The organism is Zhihengliuella sp. ISTPL4 (assembly GCF_002848265.1).
In the GTDB taxonomy this organism is placed as follows: Bacteria; Actinomycetota; Actinomycetes; order Actinomycetales; family Microbacteriaceae; genus Microbacterium.
In genome coordinates, this window is the sequence record NZ_CP025422.1 from 191,772 (window position 1) to 215,638 (window position 23,867).

A 23,867-nucleotide genomic window follows, 5' to 3' on the forward strand; every position below is an offset into this window, starting at 1 on the left:
AGGCGCACCCGTGACGCATCGCCGTCAAGGACCGCCGCGCCGGGCGGCGGGGATGCTCCGGCCCTCTACGCTGAGGGGAGCAGAGGAGCTGGAGGGAGTCGGTCGTGACGGAGTCCGAGAAGAAGGTCCGCGCCGTCGTCGCGGTGCCGTTGGCGGAGGAGTTGTGCGGTCTCATCGAGGAGCTCGAGCCGCGCCTCGAAGTCATCCGGGATGCGGCACTCGTCCCGCCGATGCGCGGCCCTGCCGACTGGTCGGGGGATCCGGACTTCCGTCGGACCCCGGAGCAGCAGCGGGCGTTCGATGACCTCGTCGATTCCGCCGACGTCCTCTTCGGCATCCCCGACGTCGACCCCGAAGCCCTGTCGCGGACGGTGGCCGCCAACCCGCGGCTGCGGTGGGTCATGACCACGGCGGCGGGCGGGGGCAGCACCGTCAAGGCCGCGGGACTCGACCGCGCCGACCTCGACCGCATCGTCTTCACCACCAGCGCGGGTGTCCACGGCGGCACCCTCGCCGAGTTCGCCCTCTTCGCGGTGCTCGCCGGTGCGAAGGACCTCCCGCGCCTGCGTGCGGATCAGGATCAGCGCGTGTGGCCCGAGCGGTGGGAGATGCGCCAGGTCGACGAGATGACGGTGCTGGTGGTGGGACTCGGCGGCATCGGGGCGGAGTGTGCCCGTCGTTTCCACGCTCTCGGCGCTCGGGTGTGGGGGACCAGCCGCTCCGGGCGCCCGGTCGAGGGCGTCGACCGCCTCATCGCGCTGGATGAGCTCGTGGACGCGGTGGGGGAGGTCGACGCGATCGTCGTCACGCTGCCCGGCACGGAGCAGACCAGACACCTCATCGGAGAGGACGTCCTGCGGGCGGTGAAGCCCGGCGCCATCCTCACCAACGTCGGGCGCGGCAGTGTAGTCGACGAGGCGGCGCTGCTCGGTGCGCTCGACGACGGCAGGGTCGGCTTCGCCGGGCTGGACGTCTTCGAGGAGGAGCCCCTGCCTGCCGACTCCCCGCTGTGGGCGCACCCGCGCGTCCTCGTCAGCCCGCACACGGCGGCGCTCAGCTCGAAGGAGGAAGAGCGCATCGCGCGGCGGTTCGCCGAGAACGCCACCCGGTTGCTCGACGGCCGGGAGCTGCGTGCGGTGGTCGACACGGTCGAGTTCTACTGAGGATCGGCGGCAGGGGAGCATGAGCGTGCGCATCGTCGTGATGGGGCCGAGCGGCTCCGGGAAGTCGACGGTGGGCGCGGCGCTGGCGGAGCGTCTCGGAGCGCGTTTCGTGGACGGTGACGATCTGCATCCGCTGACCAATGTGGACAAGATGGCGGCGGGCATCCCTCTCGACGACGAGGATCGGATGCCGTGGCTCGGTGTGGTCGGGCGGACGCTCGCCGCCGAGACCCGCATCGTCGTCGCCTGCTCCGCGCTGCGACGGCGGTACCGCGAGGCGATCCGTGCGGAGGCGCCGGACGCGTTCTTCGCGGAGCTCTGCGTCGAAAGGGAGACGCTCGCGGAGCGGCTGGGCGGGCGGCCCGATCACTTCATGCCGGCTTCGCTCCTGGATTCCCAGCTCGATGCGCTGGAACCGCTGGCGGACGACGAGTCCGGGGTCCGGGTCGACGCCGATCTTCCACTGGCGCAGGAGCTGGCGACGATCCGTGAGGCGCTCGCCGCCGTGACGGGAACGCCGGGAGAGGCTCAGTCCTTGCGGTAGCTCGAACGGCCGAGGGAGAACAGGGCCGCACCCGTGGCGACGGCCGCGCACACCGACATGGCGCCGATCAGCCAGAGGAGGACGTGAGAGAGGAAGGCGCCGTCGAGCATGGGGGTACTCCGAATTTCTGCAGTGGGGACCGGTGTCCTCAGCCTATCGGGTCATCCGGTACCATGGAGGCGTACCTCGGCGAGGGACGCTTCTGCGCGTGCGCGGACGTCCGTGATCGACGCGGCGAAGCAAGCCCGGTGGCTTTCCTCACGCGTCCGCGTTCGAGTCCACAATTCCAAGACCACCGCGCGGCGCCTTCGCTGCGTGCCCGAAGGAGAACCTCATGTCTGAAGACACCACGGTCCACGCCGAGCTGCGCAGCAGCTTCGGCAAGGGCTTCGCCCGCCGTCTGCGCGCCGCCGGCAAGATCCCCGCGGTCATCTACGGCCACGGCACCGAGCCCGTCCACGTCGCCCTGCCCGGCCACCAGGTCTCCCTGATCATCCGTCGCGCCAACGCGCTGCTCGACCTCGACATCGAGGGCACCTCGCAGCTCGCGCTCGTCAAGGACGTGCAGAAGGACCCGGTGCACCAGATCATCGAGCACATCGACCTCCTGGTCGTGAAGAAGGGCGAGAAGGTCGCCATCGACGTTCCTGTCGTCGTCACCGGTGAGCCGGCTGCCGGCACCATCGTCAACCTCGACGCCACGACCATCCAGGTCGAGGCCGAGGCCACGCACATCCCGGAGAACATCGAGGTCTCGGTCGAGGGTCTGGAAGAGGGCGCGCACATCACCGCCGCCGACGTGACCCTCCCGAAGGGCTCGACGCTCCTCACCGACGGCGAGGTCCTCGTGGTCGCCATCTCCGTCCCGGCCGCTCCGGTCGAGGACGAGGAGACCGAGGGCGAGTCCGCGGAGGGCGAGTCCGCTGCGGCGTCCGAGGAGGCCGCCGCGGAGTGATCTCCGCCTGCTTCATCACGGAGGGGACGCGATCGGATCGCGTCCCCTCCGTCGTATCCTGACCGGGGCGACGGCTCCGGCGAGAGAGGACGAGGAATGGCAGCGACCTGGCTGGTGGTCGGTCTCGGCAACCCGGGACCCCGCTATGAGGCGACCCGCCACAACATCGGCCAGATGGTCGTCGACGAGCTCGCGGCCCGCCGCGGGGAGAGCTTTCGGGAGCACAAGGGCGGTGCACGGGTCGTCGAGACCTGGTTGCGCCCCGGCGCCGACAAGCTCGTCCTCGCGAAGCCGAACACCTTCATGAACGTCTCGGGCACGCCCGTCGCCGCCCTCGCCCGGTTCTACTCCGTCCCCCTCGACCACGTGATCGTCGTGCACGACGAGCTCGACATCCCGTTCGACACGGTCAAGCTGAAGACCGGGGGAGGACACGGCGGGCACAACGGGGTCCGCGACATCGCCAAGGCGCTCACGAGTCCGGACTTCCCCCGGGTGCGCGTGGGTATCGGCCGGCCGGTGGGACGACAGGACCCGGCGGACTGGGTGCTCTCCCCGTTCGGCAAGGACGAGCGCGCGAACCTGCCGCTCCTCGTGGGCGATGCCGCAGACGCCGTCGAGCTCCTCGTCGACGAAGGGCTGCTCGCCGCCCAGCAGAAGCACCACGCCCCTCGCTGACGCGGCGGCCCGCCGCGAGGGTCAGGTGGTGAACGTGGCGTAGCCCGCGGCTCCGCCGACGGCGAAGGCCGTGAACACCGCGACGAAGAAGACGACCGCGCCGAGCACGGCGACGATGAGTGCGGCGATGCCCGCTCCGCGCCCCTGCTTCTTGCGGATCGCGATGATCCCCAGCACGATCGCGGCGATGCCGAGCAGCGTGCCGGCCCAGAACGACAGCTCCGTCCACAGCACCTGGTCGCGCGCGGGCGACAGGAATCCGAGATCGCTCGTCGACCCGCTGATGCCCTGCGGGAGGCGGCGGCCGACCTCGAACGCGCTGACGCCGCCGATGATCGGCACGATGACGGCGGCGAGGATCGAAAGGCCGAGGGCGAGCAGGCCGAGCGCGCCGGAACGTTTCGGCGTCGTCTCCGGTGCGGTGTACGTTCCCGCGGGGGCGGCATAGCCGCCCACGGGAACCTGGTATGCCCCCGGAGGCGCGGCGGGAGCCGCCGGCTGGCCGTAGCCGCCCGCAGGGGCGTACGGGGCGACCGGTGCGGATGCATACGCCGGCGGAGGCGGCGGGACCGCACCGGCGACCGACTCCTGCGGGAACGAGGGCGCCGGGGGTACCGGCGGCACGGCGCCGGGCGGAGGGGGCAGCTGCGGATCGGTCACGTTGTCATCCTAGGGTGGTCGGGTGGTCAGACCCGGCGCAGCAGTCCGACCCGGTCGTACACGTCGGACAGCGTCCGGTCGGCGACGGCATCGGCACGGGCGGCGTTCTCGGCGAGGATCCGGTCCAGCTCCGCCGGGTCGTCGAGGAGCTCGAGGGCACGGCTGCGCACGGGAGCGAACTCCTCCACGACGACCTCGGCCAGGCCCTTCTTGAAGTCGCCGTAGCCGCGGCCCGCGTACTCGTCCTCGATCGCGGGGATCTGGCGTCCGGTCAGCGCGGCATAGATGGTCAGGAGGTTCGAGACGCCGGGCTTGGCTTCCCGATCGAATCGCACGGTGCCCTCGTTGTCGGTCACCGCGCGCATGATCTTCTTGGCCGACTTCGCCGGGTCGTCGAGCATCCACAGCACACCGGCATCGCTCTCGGCCGACTTCGACATCTTGGCCGTCGGGTTCTGCAGGTCGTAGATGCGCGCGGTCTCCTTCTGGATGACCGGGACCGGCACCGTGAAGGTCTCGCCGAACCGCGAGTTGAAGCGCTCGGCGAGGTCGCGGGTGAGCTCGACGTGCTGCTTCTGGTCGTCGCCGACCGGTACGACGTCGGTCTGGTAGAGCAGGATGTCGGCGGCCATGAGTACCGGGTAGGTGAAGAGGCCCACGCTGGTCGCATCGGCGCCGTAGCGGGCCGACTTGTCCTTGAACTGCGTCATCCGTCCGGCTTCGCCGAAGCCGGTGATCGTGCTGAGGATCCAGGCGAGCTCGGCGTGGGCGCGGACGTGCGACTGCACGTACAGCGTCGACTGCGACGGCTCGATGCCCGCGGCGATGTACTGCGCGGCGGTGCGGCGGGTCTTCTCGCGCAGCTCCGCCGGGTTCTGGGCGACGGTGAGGGCGTGGAGGTCGACGACGGAGAAGAACGCGTCGTACGAGGTCTGGAGCTCCCGCCACTGCAGGAGTGCGCCGATGTAGTTGCCGATCTGGAGGGAGTCGGCGGAGGGCTGCATTCCGGAGTAGAGGCGAGGCTTGTTCACCCGTCAATCCTATGCGCCTGCGCCGCGGTGCCCGGCGCCGTCGCATCCTTTACGCTGACGTCATGACGGACGGCATGCCCCTGACGCGAGGACAGGTGTTCCTCGACGCGCTGGGCGTGGAGGCGGAGCGCCTGCACCCGGAGATCCTCGCGCAGTACCGTGCTCCCGTCCCGGCGGGGCACGCGGAGGGGGTGTTCGCGGTCGCGGGGAGCCGGTTCGGCCGCTGGGCGGCTCTCGCGCGTCCGATCGTGGGACCGGGGCTGCTGGTGCCGATGTCGGGGCGGGACGTGCCGTTCGTGCTGCGCACGACGACCGGGCGCGCGGCGACGGGCCGCGCGACGCTCGACTCCACGCGCGAGTTCCTCTTCCCCGGGCGGACCGCACGGATCGTGGATCGGCTGACGGTGAGCGTGCGACCGGGACTGGTCCGGAACCTCCTCGGTGCCCGGGGCCGCGTCGAGCTCATCGAGGAGTGCAGCGTGACGGCGGAGGGCTTCCTGCGGATGCGTACCGTCCGGGTCGCCCTGCGGCTGTTCGGGCGGCGATTCGCTCTGCCCGGACCGCTCGGCGTGCGCGTGGACCTCGTCGACGGCTGGGACGCCGAGCACCGCCGGCGCACGATCGACATGCGCGCCGTGAACCCCGTGCTCGGCACCGTGCTGCAGTACCGCGGCTGGTATCGGGAGTCGGATCCGTCGCCCTCCGAGCGTCCGGACCCGGGTCAGTAGGTGTAGTCGACGACGACCGGCGCGTGGTCGCTCCAGCGCTGGTCGTACGCGGCCGCACGGGCCACGTGGTACGCCTGGACGCGCTCGGCAAGTGCGGGCGTCGCCAGGTGATAGTCGATGCGCCATCCCGAGTCGTTGTCGAACGCCTTCCCGCGCATGGACCACCAGGTGTACGGCCCGTCCACCTCGCCGTGGAAGCGACGGCCGACGTCCACCCAGCCGAGGCCCGTGCCCACCGAGCCGTCGACGCCGGTGACCGAGGTCCCGGCCTCACCGAGGAAGCGATCGAAGTAGGCGCGTTCGCGCGGCAGGAAGCCGGCCTTGGTGCGGTTGCCGCGCCAGTTCTTGATGTCGAGCTCGCGGTGCCCCACGTTGAGGTCGCCCGTGACGAGGGCGAGGGCGTCGTCGGTGTTCAGGCTCGCCAGACGTGCCTCGAACGCGTCGAGGAACTTCCACTTCTCGTCCTGCTTCGGGGTGTCGGCCTCGCCGGAGTGCACGTAGGCGCTGACGACGGTGAGCGGACGGTCTCCGATCAGGAAGTCGGCCTCGATCCAGCGGCCCTTGGAGTCGAAGTCCTCCGGGCCGAAGTCCGCCCGGGAGGCGAGTGCGGGGAGGCGGCTGGCGATCGCGACACCCGCGCGCCCCTTGACCGTGGCCTCATCGTGCACGAAGGTCCAGCCGGGGAGGGCGGCCTCGATGTGCTCGTCCTGCCCGCGCACTTCCTGCAGCGTGAGGATGTCGATGTCGGCGGCGTCCAGCCAGGTGCTCATCCCGTTGCGGGCGGCCGCCCGGATCCCGTTGACGTTGACCGAGGCGATACGCAGGTGAGGCATTCCTCCAGCTTAACGAGCACCGCCGACATCGCGGTTCTGGCGGCGGTCGAGCTCCGACAGCAGACGCTGAGCCAGGGGGGAGGCCGGGGGTGCAGGCGGGGGAGCGGAGGCCACGAGCCGGGCGACCTCATCTTCCGCCTCGCGGACGGCGTGACCCGCCGCCCAGCTCCGATACCAGGGGGCCGCGTCGCGCGCCGCCTCGGCGTCGCGGAGGCGGATCCGTGCGGCCGAGAGCAGCGTGGCGTGCTCGGCCACGCGCCGCTCGGCGTCGGTCGGCAGCAGAAGTGGGAGGTCGCGGTCCTGGGCGGCGACGGCGATCCAGGACGCGGCGACGAGCGTGACCACCCCGTTCACGCGGAACCACAGCAGGAGGCCGACGAAGATCGCGAAGGTGGCCAGCAGGGGATTCGAGGGCGTATAGCTCAGCAGGAACCCGACTCCGAACTGCAGCACCGTCATGGCCGCGCCGCCGAGGAGGGCACCGGGCCAGATGGTGCCCCAGTGCAGCGAGGTGCCGGTGAGGAAGCGCACCATCGCCGCCAATGCCCCGGTCAGCAGGACGAACGACACGAGCACCGTGCCGATCCGGATGCCGAGGTTGAGGCCGTCCGATCCGGCGTCCCAGCCCAGAAGCGAGAGCACCCAGCTCAGCACGGCGGCGCTGGCGGAGCTGAGCGCGGAGCCGAGGACCAGCGAGACGCCGAAGATGAGGGCGGCCAGCAGATCCCTCGCTTTGAGGAGCAGGTAGCTGCGTCGGTCGGGTTCCAGGCCGAAGATGTCCCGGACGGCCCGCCGGGAGAAGGTCACCCAACCGATCGCGGTCCAGATGACCGTCCCGAGCGCGATGAGTCCGGTCACGCCGAGCACTCCCGTGGTGCTCGCGGCGATCTCCTGCACCTGAGCGGGCGTGAAGACGCCGCCCTCGTCCAGGATGAGGTTCGGGATGTAGTTGTTGATGATCTCGATGAGCCCGTTCACGGCCTCCTCGCTGCCGCCGAGCCAGAGACCGGCGATGGCGAACGCGAGGTAGATCGCCGCGAAGATGGCGAAGAGCGCCTGATAGCTCACGCCGGCGGCCAGCAGGAAGCCGTTGTGCTGCAGGAAGTGCCGCCACACCCGCACCGGGAAGAGACCGAGGGTGCGTCGGGTCAGCGCGGTCGCGCGCTCGACCGCGGCATCGAGGCGACCGTCGGTCGCCGAACCGGGCTCGGACACGCCCCCACCCTACCCAAGCGCTGGCCCGCCTTCGCGCGCCAGGCCTGCCTCCGCGAGAACAGGCGCAGACGCGAGAACAGGCGGCCCCGTCCGGGACCGCCTGTTCGCGCGTGGATGCCTGTGTCGTCGTCAGGGACGGCCGCGGAGGACCGCCTGCTTGACCTCGGCGATGGCCTTGGTGACCTCGATGCCACGGGGGCAGGCCTCGGAGCAGTTGAAGGTCGTGCGGCAGCGCCAGACGCCCTCCTTGTCGTTGAGGATGTCGAGCCGCACGGCGGCGTTGTCATCGCGCGAGTCGAAGATGAAGCGGTGCGCGTTGACGATCGCGGCCGGGCCGAAGTACTGGCCGTCGGTCCAGAACACGGGGCACGACGAGGTGCACGCGGCGCAGAGGATGCACTTGGTGGTGTCGTCGAAGATCTCGCGGTCGGCGATGGACTGTGTGCGCTCCTTGCCCTTCTCCGGCACGGAGTTCGCGACGAGGAACGGCTGCACCTCGCGGTACGACGCGAAGAACGGCTCCATGTCGACGACGAGGTCCTTCTCCAGCGGCAGGCCCTTGATGGCCTCGACGTAGATCGGCTTCGAGATGTCGAGGTCCTTGATCAGCGTCTTGCAGGCCAGACGGTTGCGGCCGTTGATGCGCATGGCGTCGGAGCCGCAGATGCCGTGGGCGCAGGAGCGGCGGAAGGTCAGCGAGCCGTCGACCTCCCACTTGATCTTGTGCAGGGCGTCGAGCACGCGATCGGTGGAGTAGAGCTCCACGTCGTAGTCGACCCAGTGCGGCTCGGCGTCGACCTCGGGGTCGAACCGGCGGATGTTGAAGGTGACGATGAAGGACTGGATCCCGGTGTCTTCGGTCGTCTCGGCCGGCGCTTCGGCGATGGCGTTCGACATGCTCAGTACTTCCTCTCCATCGGCGGGTAGTTCAACTCGCCCTTGTCGTTCTTGGTGAAGACGACCGGCTTCCAGTCGAGCTTGATGTGATCGCTCGGGTCGGAGGAGTGCGGGTCGCCCGTGAGGTACGCCATGGTGTGCTTCATGTAGTTTTCGTCGTCGCGCTTCGGGAAGTCGTCGCGCATGTGGCCGCCGCGGCTCTCCTCGCGGTTCTGCGCGGCGTAGACGACGACTTCGGCGATGTCGAGCAGGAAGCCCAGTTCGACGGCCTCGAGCAGGTCGGTGTTGAACCGGTGGCCCTTGTCGTCGACGTGCACGTTCTTGTAGCGCTCGCGGAGCTCCGCGATCACTCCGAGGACGTGCTGGAGGGATTCGTGCGTGCGGAACACCTGCGCGCCCTTGTCCATCTCGTCCTGCAGCGTCTTGCGCAGCACGGCGATCCGCTCGGTGCCCTGGTTGTTGCGCAGGCCCTCGAGCATGTCGGAGACGAAGGCGGCGGGGTTCTCCGGCAGCGGGACGAACTCGGCCGTCTTGACGTACTCGACCGCGTTGCGGCCCGACCGCTTGCCGAACACGTTGATGTCGAGCAGCGAGTTGGTGCCGAGGCGGTTGGCGCCGTGCACCGAGACGCAGGCGCACTCGCCGGCGGCGTAGAGCCCGGGGACGACGGTGTCGTTGTCCGCGAGCACCTCGCCGTTGTTGTTCGTGGGGATGCCGCCCATGGCGTAGTGCGCGGTCGGCATCACCGGGACCGGCTCGACGACCGGGTCGACACCCAGGTACGTGCGGGCGAACTCGGTGATGTCGGGGAGCTTCGTCTCCAGGACCTCGGCACCCAGGTGCGTGCAGTCCAGCAGCACGTAGTCCTTGTGGGGACCCGCACCGCGGCCTTCCGCGACCTCCTGGACCATGCAGCGCGCGACGATGTCGCGGGGCGCCAGGTCCTTGATCGTCGGGGCGTACCGCTCCATGAAGCGCTCGCCCGAGGCGTTGCGCAGGATCGCGCCTTCGCCGCGGGCGCCCTCGGTGAGGAGGATGCCGAGGCCGGCGAGACCGGTCGGATGGAACTGGAAGAACTCGAGGTCCTCGAGGGGGAGGCCCTTGCGCCACACGATGCCGACGCCGTCGCCCGTGAGGGTGTGCGCGTTGGAGGTGGTCTTGAAGATCTTGCCGAAGCCGCCGGTCGCGAAGATCACGGCCTTGGACTGGAAGACGTGCAGCTCGCCCGTGGCGAGGTCGTAGGCGACGACGCCCGCGATCTGCGTGGCACCCGCCGCGTCCTTCACGGTGATGAGGTCGAGCACGTAGAACTCGTTGAAGAAGTTGATGCCGAGCTTGACGCAGTTCTGGAACAGCGTCTGCAGGATCATGTGACCCGTGCGGTCGGCGGCGTAGCAGGCGCGGCGGACCGGGGTCTTGCCGTGCTCGGCCGTGTGGCCGCCGAAGCGTCGCTGGTCGATCTTGCCCTCGGGGGTGCGGTTGAAGGGGAGACCCATGTTCTCGAGGTCGATGACCGCGTCGATGGCCTCCTTCGCGAGGATCTCCGCCGCGTCCTGGTCGACGAGGTAGTCGCCGCCCTTGACGGTGTCGAAGGTGTGCCACTCCCAGGAGTCCTCCTCGACGTTCGCGAGGGCCGCCGCCATGCCGCCCTGCGCGGCACCGGTGTGCGAGCGCGTCGGGTACAGCTTGGAGATCACGGCCGTCTTCGCGCCGGGTCCGGCCTCGATGGCCGCCCGCATCCCGGCGCCGCCGGCGCCGACGATGACGATGTCGAACTGGTGGTAGTGCACGCCGTCACGGACGACGGAATCCTGCGTCTGGGTAGTCACTTCTCGTTTGCCTCTTCTTCTAGCCCTGCGCCTGGCAGGTCTCCCACAGCGTGCTCGACTCGGTCACACCCAGGCACGGGTCGAACGTGAAGACGACCAGGGTGCCGAGGAGGATGAGCAGGCCCGCGGCCAGGCTGAGCGCCCAGATGAGCGCCTTGCGTGCGGTGGGGTTGGTCACGTAGTCGTTCACGATCGTGCGCATGCCGTTGGCGCCGTGGATGAGGGCGAGCCAGAGCATCAGCACGTCCCACCACTGCCAGAACGGCGTGGCGAACTTGCCGGCGATGAACGCGAAGTCGAGGGCGTGGATGCCCTCGCCGACCATGAGGTTGACGAAGAGGTGGCCGAAGATCAGCACGACGAGCACGACGCCCGAGACGCGCATGAAGACCCAGCCCCACTTCTCGAGGTTGATGCCGCGCTGACGGCGGGCGGGAGCGGCGACGGTCTGCGCGCTCATCAGTGTCCTCCTCCGAAACCGGCGAACGCGAGCATCAGGTGACGCGGCACGAAGCCGGCCATGATGATGCCCCACACGAGCAGCACGCCCCAGAAGAGCTGGCGCTGGTAGCGCGCGCCCTTCGACCAGAAGTCGACGGCGATGATGCGCAGACCGTTCATGGCGTGGAACACGATGCCCGCCACGAGCACGACCTCGCCGATCGCCATGACCGGGTTCTTGTACGTGCCGATGACCGCGTCGTACGCCTCCGGCGACACCCTGATCAGCGCCGTGTCGAGCACGTGCACCAACAGGAAGAAGAAGATGGCGACTCCGGTGATGCGGTGAAGCACCCACGACCACATGCCTTCGCGACCCCGGTAGAGGGTGCCGCGGGGGGTCTTGGACGTGGTTTCCGAAATCGACGGTGTCAAGCGAGCGCTTGTGGACACGGTCGTCCTCCCTGGATCGATGTGTTTCGGTCGCGTGCGCTGCTTCGTCCACATCCGACCTGGAGGAGGGTCAGGCACGCCCGATCGGTGTCCATCCTATTCCCGTGCGGACGCCCCGGGCGACGAAGGGGACCCTAAGTCGGGCCCGCCGGTACGCTGGCCTGCATGAGCGAGCCGATCCAAGACTTCTACGCGGTCATTCCCGCCGGCGGCGTCGGCAGCAGGCTGTGGCCGCTGTCCCGGGCGGACGCCCCGAAGTTCCTCCACGACCTCACCGGATCCGGCCATTCGCTGCTGCGCGACACGTGGGACCGATTGGAGCCCCTCGCCGGTCGGGACCGGATCGCGGTGGTCACCGGTCGCGCCCACCGCGCGGCGGTGGAGGCGGAGCTCCCGGGCATCGCCGACCTCAACGTCTTCCTGGAGTCGGAGCCCCGCGAATCCGCGGCGGCGATCGGGCTGGCCGCGGCCGTGCTGCATCGGCGCAACCCGGACGTCATCATCGGCTCCTTCAGCGCGGACCACGTGATCCGCGGCACCCGGGTCTTCGAGTTCGCCGTCCGCGATGCCGTCGAGGTCGCCAGGGAGGGTTACATCTGCACGATCGGCATCGCGCCGACCGAGCCGGCGGTCGGCTTCGGCTACATCAAGAAGGGCCCTGAGCTGGTCGTGGAGCGCGCCCGCGAGGCGGCGCTCGTCGAGAGCTTCGTGGAGAAGCCCGACCTGGAGACCGCCAAGTCCTACCTCGCCGAGCGCACCTACCTCTGGAACGCCGGCATGTTCATCGCGAAGGCGAGCGTCCTGCTGGATGAACTCGCCGCGAACGAGCCCGCTCTGCACGCCGGGCTCCTCGAGCTCGCCGAGGCCTGGGACGACCGAGAGCTGCGAGGACCCGCCGTCGACCGCATCTGGCCCCGGCTGAAGAAGATCGCCATCGACTACGCCGTCGCGGAGCCGGCCGCACGCCGCGGACGCCTCGCGGTGGTGCCCGGGCACTTCGACTGGGACGATGTGGGGGACTTCGCGTCGCTGACGAAGCTGATCACGAACGGCCGGAAGAACGATCTCGCGGTCCTCGGCCCTCGGGCGCGCGTGCTGACCGACGCGGCGAGCGGCATCCTCGTGAGTCAGACCACGCGCGTCATCAGTCTGGTCGGCGTGCAGGACATCGTCGTCGTGGACACTCCCGATGCGCTCCTGGTGACAACGGTCGAGAACGCGCAGCGGGTGAAGGGCGTCGTCGAGTCGCTCAAACTCAACGGACAGGGCGATGTGCTCTGATGAGCAGCGCCCCATGCTCATCGGCAGGGTTGATTTCAGCTTTGTAACCATTGGCCCGGGCGCCCGGGGCCGACGTGCACGATCGTCGAAACACTAGGTAACTTTGATCGATCCGCGATGGCCGCGGGTTCGTTGAGGGAGGCATCCGTGACCATCTCCACCACCAAGAAGCTGCTCGGCGCGACGGTCGCCGCCGGTGTCGTCTTCGCTCTTGCCGGCTGCGGTCAGGCGCCGACCGAGGAGTCCGAGGGCGGGTCCGCTCCCGTCGACTCCGACTTCAAGCCCTGCCTCATCTCCGACGCCGGCGGCTGGAACGACAAGTCGTTCAACCAGTCCGCCAAGGAGGGCATGGACAGCGCCGCGGAGGAGCTGGACATCAAGCCGCTGGAGTTCGAGTCCGCGAACGACAACGACTACGCGCCGAACCTCGAGACCGCCGTCTCCGAGGGCTGCTCGCTCATCGTCTCGGTCGGCTTCAAGCTGTCGGCCGCCACGGTCGAGTCGGCGCTGGCGAACCCCGACATCGACTACGCGATCATCGACGACTGGGCCGACAACGACTTCGACGGCACCACCGACGCCCCGAACATCAAGCCCCTCGTCTTCGACACCGCCCAGGCCGCCTACCTCGGTGGCTACGCGGCGGCCGCCTGGTCCGCGGAGGCCGGCGTGAACAAGGTCGGCACCTTCGGCGGCATGCAGATCCCGTCGGTCGCCGTCTTCATGGACGGTTACCAGCTCGGTGTCGAGAAGTACAACGAGGACAAGTCGGCCGACGTCCAGGTCTTCGGTTGGGACGCCGCCACCCAGAAGGGCTCCTTCACGGGCGGCTTCGACGCCAACGACACGGCCAAGCAGACCGCCCAGGGCGTGCTCGACCAGGGTGTCGATGTCATCCTGCCCGTCGGCGGCCCGGTCTATCAGAGCGCCGCAGCGGCGATCAACGACAGCGGCAAGGACACGCTGATGCTCGGCGTGGACAGCGACCTCGCCGTCGCCGACCCCAGCGTCGCCGACATCACGCTCGTCTCGATCATGAAGGCCATCGACGTGGCCGTCCGCGACGCGACGCTCGCCGCCGCAGCGGGCGAGTTCGACCCGGAGCCCTACATCGGCACGCTCGAGAACGAGGGCGTCAAGCTCTCCGGCTTCGGCGACTTCGAGGCAGACCTGCCCGAGGGCCTCATGGACGAGCTGTCCGCTTTGCAGGAGCAGATCATCTCCGGCGACATCACGGTGGAGTCCGAGAACTCTCCCACCCGCTGAGTCGGAACCGTACCCAGCACGGGGCGAGTGGCGCAGGCTGCCACTCGCCCCGCACTGTGGACGGCGACGATTCTCCTCGGTGACTCTTCTGGATAAGGTGCAGATATGAAGCTCGAACTTCGCGGCATCACCAAGCGATTCGGCAGCCTCGTGGCGAACGACCACATCGATCTCGTGGTCGAACCCGGTCAGATCCACGCTCTCCTCGGCGAGAACGGCGCAGGCAAGTCGACGCTGATGAACGTCCTCTACGGTCTCTACCAGGCCGACGAGGGCGAGATCCTCCTCGACGACGTCGTGCAGCACTTCCGCGGCCCCGGCGATGCCATGGCGGCCGGCATCGGCATGGTGCACCAGCACTTCATGCTCGTGCCGGTGTTCACGGTGGCCGAGAACGTCATGCTCGGTCACGAGCAGACCAAGGGGCTCGGCACGCTCGACATCGCGAAGGCGCGGGAGCATGTGCGCGCGGTCGCCGCGCGGTTCGGGTTCGACATCGATCCGGACGCGATCGTCGGCGACCTGCCGGTGGGCGTGCAGCAGCGCGTCGAGATCATCAAGGCACTCTCGCGCGACGCGAAGGTCCTCGTCTTCGACGAGCCGACCGCCGTGCTCACGCCGCAGGAGACCGACGAGCTCATGGCCATCATGCGCCAGCTCCGCGACGAGGGCACCGCCATCGTCTTCATCACGCACAAGCTGCGCGAGGTGCGCGAGGTCGCCGACCGCATCACGATCGTCCGGCTCGGCCGCGTCGTGGGGGAGGCCTCGCCGACCGCCACCAACGCCGAGCTCGCCTCGCTCATGGTCGGCCGCGCCGTCGAGCTGACCGTCCACAAGGAGGCACCGCGCGTGGGCGAGGGAGGCCTGGAGGTCCGGAACCTCCGGGTGCTCACCTCGACCGGGGCCATCGTCGTGGACGACGTCGACTTCACGGTCCGCCCCGGCGAGGTGCTCGCCATCGCCGGGGTGCAGGGCAACGGCCAGACCGAGCTCGTGGAGGCCATCGTCGGCCTCGCCGCTCGGATCGAGGGGAACATCATCCTCGACGGCACCGAGCTCGTGGGCAAGAGCGTCCGCGGCATCCTCGACGCCGGCGTCGGATTCGTCCCGGAGGACCGCACCGAAGACGGCCTCGTCGCCGGATTCTCGGTCGCCGAGAACCTCATCCTCGACCGCTCGGACGACCCTGCCTTCAGCCGGGCCGGCACCCTGCGCCGCGGTGCCCTGGAGGACTTCGCCAAGGAGCGCATCGCGGAGTACGACATCCGTACGCAGGGGCCGTACACCCCTGCAGGAACCCTCTCCGGAGGCAACCAGCAGAAGGTCGTGATCGCGCGCGAGATGAGCCGTGAACTGCGGCTCTTCGTGGCGGCCCAGCCGACCCGCGGGGTCGACGTGGGCTCGATCGAGTTCATCCACAAGCGCATCATCGAGACGCGCGACGCGGGCATCCCCGTGATCGTCGTCTCGACCGAGCTCGACGAGGTCGCCGCCCTCGCCGACCGGATCGCGGTCATGTACCGCGGCACCATCGTCGGCATCGTCCCCGGTGACACGCCCCGGGAGACACTCGGACTCATGATGGCCGGAGCGGCCGATACGGAGGTGACCGCGTGAGCGGCGCGACACCCGGGGCAGGAGACGTCACGAAGGGGCTGCCTCCCGAGCAGCTGCCGCCCAGCACGGGCCTGGCGGACGAGGTTCCCCCACCCCCGCGAGGCAACGTCGTCCTCAAGGAGATCCTCCGCGGGAGCGCGGTCACGACCGTCCTGGCGATCGTGCTCGCGCTCATCGTCGGCGGCATCCTCATCGCGTTCACCAACGAGGACGTGCAGGAGGCCTCCGGGTACTTCTTCAACAAGCCGAGCGACACGTTCGCCGCGGCCTGGAACGCCGTCTACAACGGCTACGAGGCGCTGTTCCGCGGGGCGATCTTCAACGCCCGCGGCGCCGACTTCGCCGCGCAGATCCGACCGCTGACGAACACGCTGGGCTTCGCGGCTCCGCTGATCGCCGCCGGTCTGGGTGTGGCGCTCGCGTTCCGCGTCGGCCTGTTCAACATCGGCGCCCGCGGCCAGATGCTCGTCGGCGTCGCGATCGCGGCCCTGCTGACGTTCAACCTCGACCTGCCGATCTGGTTCCACCTCCCGGTCACCCTGCTGGCCGGAATCGCCGGCGGCGCGCTGTGGGGCGGCATCGCCGGTCTCATCAAGGCGCGGACGGGCGCACACGAGGTGATCCTCACGATCATGCTCAACTACATCGCGTACTACCTGCTGCTGTGGATGATCCGGACGCCCGGCCTGCTGCAGAAGCCCGGCACGAACCAGGCACTCGGGTCGGCGACGCCGGCGAACGCGCAGTTCCCGACCCTTCTGGGCCCGCAGTTCCCGCTGCTCGACCTCGGCTTCGTCATCGTCGTCATCGCGACGATCTTCGTGTGGTGGCTCATCGAGCGCTCCTCGCTGGGCATGCGGATGCGCGCGGTGGGGGAGAACCCGCACGCCGCTCGCGCCGCCGGCATCAGCGTCAAGCGCGTGTACGTCTACGCGATGCTCTTCGCGGGTGCCCTCGCCGGCCTCGCCGGCATGAATCAGCTCCAGGGCGCTGTCACCACGGGCGTCACCGAGACCATCGACGCCGGCATCGGCTTCGATGCGATCACGGTCGCGCTCCTCGGCCGCAGCCGGGCGTGGGGCACGTTCGCCGCCGGAATCCTCTTCGGAGCGCTAAAGGCCGGCTCGTTCTCGATGCAGGCGCAGGACATCCCCGTCGACATCGTGCTCGTCGTGCAGTCGCTCGTCGTGCTGTTCATCGCCGCGCCGCCGCTGCTGCGCACGGTGTTCTTCCTCCCCAAGTCCGACGCAGAGAAGGCGGCCAAGGCGAGAGCCAAGGCTGCGAAGAAGGCGGTGACGGCATGATGTCGCTCGTGCAGACCGAAGCCGCCGACGGCACGGTGCAGCTCGCCACCGTCCGGGAGCGTCACCTCAAGGCGCCGATCAGCCTCGCGATCGTCACCGTGCTGCTGGCCGTGCTCTTCCTCGCGGTGCCGCGCAGCGGGATCAGCACCTTCCGCCTCGGCGACCGTGCGTCGGCCTTCGAGCTCCCCGACGTGGGACTGCCGACCGCGTCGACCTTCTGGGTCGTCTTCGCCGTGCTCGTCGTCCTCACGGTCGGTGCCTTCCTCCGGGCCTGGACCTACCGCGCCCCGTCGATCTGGCTCATGGTGGCCTACGGGGTGCTCGCGGTCTTCGCGTTCCTCGTCTGGGCAGCCGCCGGCGGTCTCGTGCCGGTCACGAGCCTGCTGTTCGGCGCGGTGTCGCTGTCGGTGCCCCTCGTGTTCGGCGCGCTCGGCGGCGTCATCGGGGAGCGCGCCGGTGTCGTCAACGTCGCGATCGAGGGACAGCTGCTCCTCGGCGCCTTCTCGGCGGCGCTGCTGTCCAGCATCACCGGCAGCCCGTTCGTCGGCCTGATCGGTGCCATGATCGGCGGCGTGCTCGTCGCGAGCGTGCTGGCCGCGTTCGCCATCAAGTACCTCGTCGAGCAGGTCATCGTCGGTGTCGTGCTCAACGTGCTCGTCACCGGCCTCACCGGCTTCCTGTACGGGGCGCTCCTCGCCCCCAACGAGAACGAGCTGAACAGCCCGGAGCGCTTCGCGCCCATCCGGATCCCGCTGCTCAGCGACATCCCGATCATCGGTCCGGTGCTCTTCAACCAGACGTTCATCGTGTACCTCATGTTCATCACGGTCGCCGTCGTCGCCTGGGGCTTGTACCGCACGCGGTGGGGCCTGCGGCTGCGCGCTGTGGGCGAACACCCGCAGGCGGCCGACACGGTCGGCATCAGGGTCAACCCGACAAGGTTCTGGAACGTGCTGCTCGCCGGCGCGATCGCCGGCATCGGCGGCGCGTACTTCACCCTCGTCTCGGTCCCGCAGTTCGGCAAGGAGATGACCGCGGGGCTCGGCTTCATCGCCCTCGCGGCCGTGATCTTCGGCCGGTGGGACCCGATCCGCGCCACGCTCGCCGCCCTGCTCTTCGGGTTCGCGACGAACCTGCAGAACCTGCTGTCGATCCTGAAGACGCCGATCCCCGGCGAGTTCATGCTCATGCTCCCGTACGTCGTCACCCTGCTCGCAGTCGCCGGTTTCGCCGGGCAGATCCGGGGACCCGCGGCGAGCGGCAAGCCCTACATCAAGTCGTAGAACCCGCAGGGAAGAAGGAACCATCACCATGACGGATATCGACTGGGACGAGCTGCGCCAGGTCGCCGCTGAGGCCATGACCAAGGCGTATGCGCCGTACTCGCGCTACCGCGTGGGAGCGGCGGCCCTCGTCAGCGACGGGCGCATCGTCGCCGGCTGCAACGTCGAGAACGCCTCCTACGGCGTCACGCTGTGCGCGGAGTGCGCACTCGTGAGCGACCTGTTCATGTCCGGCGGCGGCCAGCTCGTCGCGTTCGTGTGCGTCAACAACGACGGTGAGACGATCATGCCGTGCGGCCGATGCCGGCAGCTGCTGTTCGAGCACGCCGTTCCCGGCATGCTGCTGGAGACGGTCTCCGGCATCCGCACGATCGACGAAGTGCTGCCCGACGCGTTCGGGCCGCGCGCCCTTCGACAGGCTCAGGGACCCGAGGGAGAAGGACGATGAGTGTGGAACCGTTCGACGCGGTCGATGTGATCCGAGCCAAGCGCGACGGAGGCGTCGTCCCCGAGCCGGCCCTGCGCTGGATGGTGGACGCGTACACGCGCGGCTACGTGTCCGACGCGCAGATGGCGTCCTTCGCGATGGCGGTCTTCCAGCGCGGCATGGAGCGCGACGAGATCCGCGTGCTCACCGATGCGATGATCGCGTCGGGGGAGCGGATGAGCTTCGCGACCCTCGGAAAGAAGACCGTGGACAAGCACTCCACGGGCGGCGTCGGCGACAAGATCACGCTGCCGCTCGCGCCTCTGGTGGCCTCGTTCGGCGTGGCGGTCCCGCAGCTCAGCGGCCGCGGCCTCGGTCACACCGGCGGGACGCTCGACAAGCTGGAGTCGATCCCCGGCTGGCGCGCCGCGCTCAGCAACGAGGAGATGTTCGCCCAGATGCAGGGCGACGTCGGGGCCGTGATCTGCGCCGCGGGGTCGGGTCTCGCCCCCGCTGACAAGAAGCTCTACGCGCTCCGCGACGTGACCGGCACCGTGGAGGCCATTCCGCTGATCGCCTCCAGCATCATGTCGAAGAAGATCGCCGAAGGCACCGACGCGTTGGTCCTCGACGTGAAGTTCGGCTCCGGCGCCTTCATGCAGGACATCGACCGCGCCCGCGAGCTCGCCCGCACGATGGTCGCGCTCGGTACCGACTCCGGCGTCGCCACCACGGCGCTGCTGACGGACATGAACGTCCCGCTGGGCCGCGCGATCGGCAACGCCAACGAGGTCCGCGAGTCGGTCGAGATCCTCGCGGGCGGCGGTCCTGCCGACGTCCGCGAGCTCACGCTCGCGCTCGCGAAGGAGATGCTCGCCCTGGCTGGACAGCCCGATGCGGACGTGGAGGCGGCGCTCGACGACGGCCGCGCCATGGACACGTGGAAGGCGATGATCCGCGCGCAGGACGGCGACCCCGACGCGGCGCTTCCGGTCGCACGGGAGACGCACGTCGTCACGGCGCCCGCGGACGGCATCGTGACCCGGATGGACGCGCTCCCCTTCGGCATCGCGGCGTGGCGTCTCGGCGCGGGTCGCGCGCGCGCCGAGGACCCGGTGATCTTCGAGGCCGGTATCGACCTGCATGCGAAGCCCGGCGACCGGGTGTCGGCGGGGCAGCCGCTCTTCACGCTCTCGGCGGCGGACGAGGCGCGGTTCTCGCGGGCCATCGAGGCGCTCGAGGGCGCCTGGGAGCTCGGCGACGAGGCGCCGGCCGCGGGGTCGATCGTCCGCGAGCGCATCACGGCGTGAAGCCCGGGCGCTAGCCTGGACGCACACCCCGCCACCGAGGAGGATCCCCATGTCGATCGATGCGAACGGCGACATCGCCATCCAGGGCGTCTCCCTGCGGAGTCTGCCGAAGGTGTCGCTGCACGACCACCTGGACGGTGCCGTGCGCCCGGCCACGATCATCGAGCTCGCCGACGCGATCGGTCTTGAGCTGCCCGCGTCCGATCCGGCAGCGCTCGCGTCCTGGTTCGCGAAGAAGAGCGCCGCAGGCTCGTTGGTCGAGTACCTGAAGACGTTCGAGCTCACCACCGGGGTCATGCAGACCCGCGAGGGACTGACCCGCGTCGCGCGCGAGTTCGTCCAGGACCTCGCGGCGGACGGGGTGATCTACGGCGAGATGCGCTGGGCCCCGGAGCAGCACCAGGCCCGCGGTCTGTCGCTGGAGGACGCGGTCGACGCCGTCCAGCAGGGCATCGAGGAAGGGGAGGACGCCGCCGACCGGGACGGTCGCAGCATCCGCGTCGGTCAGCTTCTCACCGCGATGCGGCACACGGACCGCGCGCGGGAGATCGCCGAGCTCGCGGTCGACTTCCGCGGACGCGGGGCCGTGGGCTTCGACATCGCCGGACCCGAAGACGGCTACCCGCCGTCGGATCACCGCGCGGCCTTCGACTACCTCGCCGAGAACTTCTTCCCGGTCACCGTCCACGCGGGGGAGGCGGCCGGGCTCGCCTCGATCCGCTCGGCTCTGCTGGACGGCCGTGCGCTCCGACTCGGACACGGGGTCCGGATCGCCGAGGACCTCGAGGTCGTCACGCAGGAGGGCGACGAGGTGCAGGTGCGCTTCGGCGACCTCGCCCGCTGGGTGCGGGACCGAGAGATCCCGCTGGAGCTCTCGCCATCGTCGAACCTGCAGACGGGCGCCGTCGCGGCGTGGGGCGACAGCCTGGCAGACCACCCGTTCGATCTGCTCTACCAGCTCGGTTTCGCCGTGACGGTGAACGTGGACAACCGTACGATGAGCGCGACCTCTCTCACCCGTGAGCTGGCCCTCCTCGTGCAGGCCTTCGAGTACGACCTCGACGACCTCGAGGCGTTCCAGTTCAACGCGGCAGCAGCGGCCTTCCTCCCGGTCGAGGAGCGGGAGGAGCTCGTCGAGATCATCGGTGAGGGATTCGACGCCTGACATGCGCTCCGGGGGGAGAAAGCGGCGCGGACGCGCCACCGTCATCACGACGGTCGGTGTGGTCGCGGCCGTCGTCGTCGGAGGGGGCGTCGCCGCCGTCGTGTGGATGAACCGCACGGCGGAGAAGACGTTCGCGAAGGCGCACGACACGACGATCGCGCACCCGCTCACGCCGGCGCAGCAGATGGTGGCGGACGCGGACGACCTGCGAGCGTGCGCCGTGACGTTTCGGGGCGACGGTGCTCCCGCCGAGCCGATGCTCCAGCGTCAGGACGAACGGTATCAGGGGCTGCCCATCCCGCAGCTCGACGGTCGGGTATTCGCCGGCTGGTACGTCAGCGCCGACGCTGCCGCGGTCTTCGCCGTCGAAGGCAGGGTGAACGGCGCCGATCCTGTCGTGTGCGCGCAGCAGCAGGTGGAACTCTTCGCCGCATGGACGACGCCCGAGGCGAACGCGGACGCCGGCGTGCGCATCCCCATCCTGATGTACCACCAGTTCACCGCGGACCCTGAGGGCGCGAAGGGCTGGCTCCGCGGCAACCATGCGTACATCGGCGACTTCGAGGCGCACATGAACCACATAGCCACCACCGGCTTCTACCTGCCGACCTGGGACGAGCTCAGCGCGTTCATCGATGGGCGTCTCTCGCTGCCGCCGCGGAGCGTGATCATCACGGACGACGATGCCGATCAGTCGTGGTTCGATCTCGCGGTGCCGGTGGTGGACAGGTACAAGCTGCTCAGCACGTCGTTCATGGTCACGGCCTATCGTCAGGACCCCGCGCCGTCGGTGTACGTCCAGCGCCGCTCGCACACCCACGACATGCACCAGCCCGGCGATGACGGTAAGGGGCGCATGGTGAACTGGACCGCCGACCAGATCGCCGCGGACCTCAGCACGTCGGGCGATGTCCTCGGCGTCCGCGAAGTGGTGGCGTATCCGTTCGGACACTTCAACGACACCAGCAAGCAGGGTGTCGCGCAGGCCGGCTATGAGCTGGGGCGGACGATCGAACCGGGCTACGTGGAGATCGGGACGGACAAGCTCGCGCTGCCCGTCGTGCGCATCGACTATGGGATGGGCCTGGACGCGCTGGTGTCGCGCATCGGGTGACCGGTGCGGGGCGCGATGATGGGGGCATGCCCGCCTCCGTCTTCCTCGCCGGTCCGGTCTCCTGGAACCGCATGGTCCTGCTCGATCGGCTCCCCGATCCCGTGCCGCACATGCAGTTCGCGCGGGCGAGTTGGGAGACGGTCGGCGGTACAAGCGCAGGCAAGGCGCTGAGTCTCAGGGCACTCGAGCGGTCGGTCCTGCTGCGCGCCATCGTGGGGGAGGACGAGGACGGCCTCCGCGTGCGTGCGGCACTGGAGGCGGCCGGGGTGGTCGCGCAGTGGACGGACGGAACCACGGAGCGGCACCTCAACCTCATGACGGCGCAGGGCGACCGAGTGTCCCTGTACCTCTCCGCTCCGGCGGAGACCTCCGGCGTGGCGGATGCCGCTCTCGCCGCGGAGATGACCGCCGCCGATGCCGTCGTGCTCGACCTGGCTGCGGAGCCTCGGCGCCTGCTGCCCCTCGCCGCGGCGAGCGGGTCGCCGTTGTGGGTCGACGTTCATGACTACGACGGCCACGACGCCTACCACCGGCCGTTCCTCGCCGCGGCCGCGGCGGTCTTCTGCAACGCCGACCGACTGGACGCGCCCGTCGAGTTCCTCCGCGCCACGGTCGCGGCCGGCGCAGACTTCGCCGTGTGCACGCTCGGTGCCGACGGCGCGGTGGCGGTGGGACCGGACGGCATCGAGCTTCGGGTGCCCGCGGTACCGGCCACCGTGCTCGACACGAACGGCGCGGGCGACGCGTTCTTCGCCGGTGTCCTGGACGCACGGCTGGGCGGCGCCGACATCCCGGCCGCGCTGACAGCGGGTGCGCGGTCGGCCGCTGCGGTGCTGGGTACCCGGCACCTGCATCCGCTGCTCGATCCCGTCCTGGGCGGTCCGCGAGCGGTCTAGGGGACGACCTGCTCCAGGAAGGGGCCGACGACCTCGGTGACCTCGGCGTGCATCTCGTCGTCGTCGATGGTCGGGGTGCCGTCACCGGACTGGGGCCCGTAGTCGCCGAAGGAGGCGTGGGAGGCGCCGTCGATCTCGACGAACTCGGCATCCGCGGGGAGCTCGGATCGGGCGTCCGCGATCTTCTCGGGGGTGGAGAGGCCGTCCTCGCTGCCGGAGACGCTGAGCACCGGCAGGTCGCTTCCTGCGAGGTCGGTCGCGCAGTAGGAGGCGAACAGCACGAGGGCGTCGGCGTCCGCGGCGAGCTGGCACGCGCGCACGCCCCCGAGGGAGTGCCCGCCGACCGCCCAGACGTCGATGTCCGGCGCGGCGCTCGTGAAGGAGCCGAGGCCGCGGGGGTCGAAGAAGGCCAGATGGAGCCAGGGTCGCGTGATGACGACCGTGGTGCCCTCCTCCGCGAGGCCCTGGAGGATCGACGCGTAGGCCCAGGGATCGACCTTCGCGCCGGGGATGAAGACGAGCCCGCGGTCGGAGGCGCCGTCCGCGGGCTCCAGGACGATGCCTTCGTCCGCGTCCGTCACCGTGATAGCGGGGTTCTCGCGGACGGCGGCGAGCGGCTCGGGTTCCGCGGCCATGACGCCGACCTGACTCCAGACGAGGATGCCCCCGACGGCGAGGAGGATGACGATCGCCACACTCCACAGGACTCGCTTCAGGACGCGGCGTCGGGGCTTCTTCTGCACAGCAGCAACGCTACCTCGGCCCCGGACGCCG

Annotated in this window: 25 protein-coding genes; 15 read left to right on the top strand and 10 right to left on the bottom strand. The window is 69.7% G+C overall.

Features of this window, described 5'->3' with window-relative positions; translation table 11 throughout:
• Nucleotides 1–104 precede the first annotated feature (104 nt).
• Both CYL12_RS00870 and CYL12_RS00875 read left to right on the top strand, forming a co-directional pair.
• Complete coding sequence (locus tag CYL12_RS00870; RefSeq protein ID WP_101844693.1) at nt 105–1,163, top strand: D-2-hydroxyacid dehydrogenase; 1,059 nt, start codon at nt 105–107, stop codon at nt 1,161–1,163.
• Nucleotides 1,164–1,182: 19 nt separating this feature from the next.
• Nucleotides 1,183–1,707: a gluconokinase gene (locus CYL12_RS00875; protein ID WP_101844695.1), complete on the top strand. Its 525-nt coding sequence runs from the start codon at nt 1,183–1,185 to the stop codon at nt 1,705–1,707.
• On the opposite strand, the gene CYL12_RS17475 is transcribed toward CYL12_RS00875, so the two are convergent.
• Nucleotides 1,692–1,817: a hypothetical protein gene (locus CYL12_RS17475; RefSeq protein WP_286120359.1), complete on the bottom strand. Its 126-nt coding sequence runs from the start codon at nt 1,815–1,817 to the stop codon at nt 1,692–1,694. The genes CYL12_RS00875 and CYL12_RS17475 overlap by 16 nt on opposite strands.
• A gap of 224 nt (nt 1,818–2,041) precedes the next feature.
• On the opposite strand from CYL12_RS17475, the gene CYL12_RS00880 reads away from it, so the two are divergent.
• Both CYL12_RS00880 and pth read left to right on the top strand, forming a co-directional pair.
• Nucleotides 2,042–2,662 (top strand): 50S ribosomal protein L25/general stress protein Ctc, encoded by a 621-nt coding sequence (locus CYL12_RS00880; protein WP_101844697.1) that lies wholly within the window; start codon nt 2,042–2,044, stop codon nt 2,660–2,662.
• Nucleotides 2,663–2,758: 96 nt separating this feature from the next.
• Nucleotides 2,759–3,340, top strand: a complete 582-nt coding sequence (gene pth / locus CYL12_RS00885) for an aminoacyl-tRNA hydrolase (protein WP_101844699.1) — start codon at nt 2,759–2,761, stop codon at nt 3,338–3,340.
• A gap of 21 nt (nt 3,341–3,361) precedes the next feature.
• Here pth and CYL12_RS00890 read toward each other — a convergent pair whose 3' ends face one another.
• Together CYL12_RS00890 and trpS are read right to left on the bottom strand one after the other, a co-directional pair.
• Nucleotides 3,362–4,000 carry a hypothetical protein gene (locus CYL12_RS00890; protein ID WP_101844701.1) on the bottom strand — a complete coding sequence of 213 codons (639 nt, stop codon included), beginning with the start codon at nt 3,998–4,000 and terminating at the stop codon, nt 3,362–3,364.
• 26 nt (nt 4,001–4,026) lie between these two features.
• Nucleotides 4,027–5,031, bottom strand: a complete 1,005-nt coding sequence (gene trpS / locus CYL12_RS00895) for a tryptophan--tRNA ligase (protein ID WP_025105651.1) — start codon at nt 5,029–5,031, stop codon at nt 4,027–4,029.
• A gap of 62 nt (nt 5,032–5,093) precedes the next feature.
• On the opposite strand from trpS, the gene CYL12_RS00900 reads away from it, so the two are divergent.
• Nucleotides 5,094–5,759: a DUF4166 domain-containing protein gene (locus CYL12_RS00900; RefSeq protein WP_233486801.1), complete on the top strand. Its 666-nt coding sequence runs from the start codon at nt 5,094–5,096 to the stop codon at nt 5,757–5,759.
• Here CYL12_RS00900 and CYL12_RS00905 read toward each other — a convergent pair.
• The 6 genes from CYL12_RS00905 to sdhC form a co-directional block, all read right to left on the bottom strand.
• Nucleotides 5,753–6,592 (bottom strand): exodeoxyribonuclease III, encoded by an 840-nt coding sequence (locus CYL12_RS00905; protein ID WP_101844705.1) that lies wholly within the window; start codon nt 6,590–6,592, stop codon nt 5,753–5,755. The genes CYL12_RS00900 and CYL12_RS00905 overlap by 7 nt on opposite strands.
• 9 nt (nt 6,593–6,601) lie before the next feature.
• The gene (locus CYL12_RS00910) at nt 6,602–7,807 is read right to left on the bottom strand and encodes a YihY/virulence factor BrkB family protein (RefSeq protein WP_101844707.1); all 1,206 of its coding nucleotides are present in this window, start codon (nt 7,805–7,807) and stop codon (nt 6,602–6,604) included.
• A gap of 129 nt (nt 7,808–7,936) precedes the next feature.
• Nucleotides 7,937–8,704 carry a succinate dehydrogenase iron-sulfur subunit gene (locus CYL12_RS00915; protein WP_025105655.1) on the bottom strand — a complete coding sequence of 256 codons (768 nt, stop codon included), beginning with the start codon at nt 8,702–8,704 and terminating at the stop codon, nt 7,937–7,939.
• 2 nt (nt 8,705–8,706) lie between these two features.
• The gene (sdhA, locus tag CYL12_RS00920) at nt 8,707–10,533 is read right to left on the bottom strand and encodes a succinate dehydrogenase flavoprotein subunit (RefSeq protein WP_060921489.1); all 1,827 of its coding nucleotides are present in this window, start codon (nt 10,531–10,533) and stop codon (nt 8,707–8,709) included.
• A gap of 19 nt (nt 10,534–10,552) precedes the next feature.
• A complete protein-coding gene (locus tag CYL12_RS00925; RefSeq protein ID WP_101844709.1) occupies nt 10,553–10,993 on the bottom strand; it encodes a succinate dehydrogenase hydrophobic membrane anchor subunit in 441 nt (146 codons plus the stop codon).
• A complete protein-coding gene (gene sdhC / locus CYL12_RS00930; protein WP_091225885.1) occupies nt 10,993–11,427 on the bottom strand; it encodes a succinate dehydrogenase, cytochrome b556 subunit in 435 nt (144 codons plus the stop codon). Before sdhC ends, CYL12_RS00925 begins: the two co-directional genes overlap by 1 nt.
• Before the next feature lie 165 nt (nt 11,428–11,592).
• On the opposite strand from sdhC, the gene CYL12_RS00935 reads away from it, so the two are divergent.
• The 10 genes from CYL12_RS00935 (at nt 11,593) to CYL12_RS00980 (ending at nt 23,093) form a co-directional block, all read left to right on the top strand.
• The gene (locus CYL12_RS00935; RefSeq protein ID WP_101844711.1) at nt 11,593–12,708 is read left to right on the top strand and encodes a mannose-1-phosphate guanylyltransferase; all 1,116 of its coding nucleotides are present in this window, start codon (nt 11,593–11,595) and stop codon (nt 12,706–12,708) included.
• A 147-nt stretch (nt 12,709–12,855) separates the two neighbouring features.
• Nucleotides 12,856–13,974 carry a BMP family lipoprotein gene (locus CYL12_RS00940; protein WP_101848619.1) on the top strand — a complete coding sequence of 373 codons (1,119 nt, stop codon included), beginning with the start codon at nt 12,856–12,858 and terminating at the stop codon, nt 13,972–13,974.
• Between the two features lie 105 nt (nt 13,975–14,079).
• Entirely contained in the window at nt 14,080–15,594 is a 1,515-nt protein-coding gene (locus CYL12_RS00945) for an ABC transporter ATP-binding protein (RefSeq protein ID WP_101844712.1), read from the top strand.
• A complete protein-coding gene (locus CYL12_RS00950) occupies nt 15,591–16,898 on the top strand; it encodes an ABC transporter permease (RefSeq protein ID WP_101844713.1) in 1,308 nt (435 codons plus the stop codon). The genes CYL12_RS00945 and CYL12_RS00950 overlap by 4 nt, the downstream gene beginning before the upstream one ends.
• Nucleotides 16,895–18,181 (top strand): ABC transporter permease, encoded by a 1,287-nt coding sequence (locus CYL12_RS00955; RefSeq protein WP_101844714.1) that lies wholly within the window; start codon nt 16,895–16,897, stop codon nt 18,179–18,181. Before CYL12_RS00950 ends, CYL12_RS00955 begins: the two co-directional genes overlap by 4 nt.
• 28 nt (nt 18,182–18,209) lie before the next feature.
• A complete protein-coding gene (locus CYL12_RS00960; protein ID WP_101844715.1) occupies nt 18,210–18,629 on the top strand; it encodes a cytidine deaminase in 420 nt (139 codons plus the stop codon).
• Nucleotides 18,626–19,918: a thymidine phosphorylase gene (locus CYL12_RS00965; protein ID WP_101844716.1), complete on the top strand. Its 1,293-nt coding sequence runs from the start codon at nt 18,626–18,628 to the stop codon at nt 19,916–19,918. Before CYL12_RS00960 ends, CYL12_RS00965 begins: the two co-directional genes overlap by 4 nt.
• A gap of 49 nt (nt 19,919–19,967) precedes the next feature.
• Complete coding sequence (locus CYL12_RS00970; RefSeq protein WP_101844717.1) at nt 19,968–21,083, top strand: adenosine deaminase; 1,116 nt, start codon at nt 19,968–19,970, stop codon at nt 21,081–21,083.
• 1 nt (nt 21,084) lies between these two features.
• On the top strand, nt 21,085–22,197 hold the full coding sequence (locus tag CYL12_RS00975; RefSeq protein WP_101844718.1) for a polysaccharide deacetylase family protein: 1,113 nt from the start codon (nt 21,085–21,087) through the stop codon (nt 22,195–22,197).
• 26 nt (nt 22,198–22,223) lie between these two features.
• The gene (locus tag CYL12_RS00980) at nt 22,224–23,093 is read left to right on the top strand and encodes a carbohydrate kinase family protein (protein WP_101844719.1); all 870 of its coding nucleotides are present in this window, start codon (nt 22,224–22,226) and stop codon (nt 23,091–23,093) included.
• Here CYL12_RS00980 and CYL12_RS00985 read toward each other — a convergent pair.
• On the bottom strand, nt 23,090–23,836 hold the full coding sequence (locus tag CYL12_RS00985) for an alpha/beta hydrolase (RefSeq protein ID WP_101844720.1): 747 nt from the start codon (nt 23,834–23,836) through the stop codon (nt 23,090–23,092). The genes CYL12_RS00980 and CYL12_RS00985 overlap by 4 nt on opposite strands.
• Nucleotides 23,837–23,867: the final 31 nt, after the last annotated feature.

What these genes read in the sequence shown, in the direction of transcription:
- pth (WP_101844699.1), top strand. Translation starts at nt 2,759, where the DNA reads ATGGCAGCGACCTGGCTGGTGGTCGGTCTCGGCAACCCGGGACCCCGC.
- CYL12_RS00970 (WP_101844717.1), top strand. Translation starts at nt 19,968, where the DNA reads ATGTCGATCGATGCGAACGGCGACATCGCCATCCAGGGCGTCTCCCTG.
- CYL12_RS00880 (WP_101844697.1), top strand. Translation starts at nt 2,042, where the DNA reads ATGTCTGAAGACACCACGGTCCACGCCGAGCTGCGCAGCAGCTTCGGC.
- CYL12_RS00905 (WP_101844705.1), bottom strand. Translation starts at nt 6,592, where the DNA reads ATGCCTCACCTGCGTATCGCCTCGGTCAACGTCAACGGGATCCGGGCG.
- CYL12_RS00965 (WP_101844716.1), top strand. Translation starts at nt 18,626, where the DNA reads ATGAGTGTGGAACCGTTCGACGCGGTCGATGTGATCCGAGCCAAGCGC.
- CYL12_RS00875 (WP_101844695.1), top strand. Translation starts at nt 1,183, where the DNA reads ATGAGCGTGCGCATCGTCGTGATGGGGCCGAGCGGCTCCGGGAAGTCG.
- CYL12_RS00900 (WP_233486801.1), top strand. Translation starts at nt 5,094, where the DNA reads ATGACGGACGGCATGCCCCTGACGCGAGGACAGGTGTTCCTCGACGCG.
- CYL12_RS00925 (WP_101844709.1), bottom strand. Translation starts at nt 10,993, where the DNA reads ATGAGCGCGCAGACCGTCGCCGCTCCCGCCCGCCGTCAGCGCGGCATC.
- CYL12_RS00960 (WP_101844715.1), top strand. Translation starts at nt 18,210, where the DNA reads ATGACGGATATCGACTGGGACGAGCTGCGCCAGGTCGCCGCTGAGGCC.
- CYL12_RS00975 (WP_101844718.1), top strand. Translation starts at nt 21,085, where the DNA reads ATGCGCTCCGGGGGGAGAAAGCGGCGCGGACGCGCCACCGTCATCACG.
- CYL12_RS00915 (WP_025105655.1), bottom strand. Translation starts at nt 8,704, where the DNA reads ATGTCGAACGCCATCGCCGAAGCGCCGGCCGAGACGACCGAAGACACC.
- CYL12_RS00935 (WP_101844711.1), top strand. Translation starts at nt 11,593, where the DNA reads ATGAGCGAGCCGATCCAAGACTTCTACGCGGTCATTCCCGCCGGCGGC.
- CYL12_RS17475 (WP_286120359.1), bottom strand. Translation starts at nt 1,817, where the DNA reads ATGCTCGACGGCGCCTTCCTCTCTCACGTCCTCCTCTGGCTGATCGGC.
- CYL12_RS00980 (WP_101844719.1), top strand. Translation starts at nt 22,224, where the DNA reads ATGCCCGCCTCCGTCTTCCTCGCCGGTCCGGTCTCCTGGAACCGCATG.
- CYL12_RS00955 (WP_101844714.1), top strand. Translation starts at nt 16,895, where the DNA reads ATGATGTCGCTCGTGCAGACCGAAGCCGCCGACGGCACGGTGCAGCTC.
- CYL12_RS00945 (WP_101844712.1), top strand. Translation starts at nt 14,080, where the DNA reads ATGAAGCTCGAACTTCGCGGCATCACCAAGCGATTCGGCAGCCTCGTG.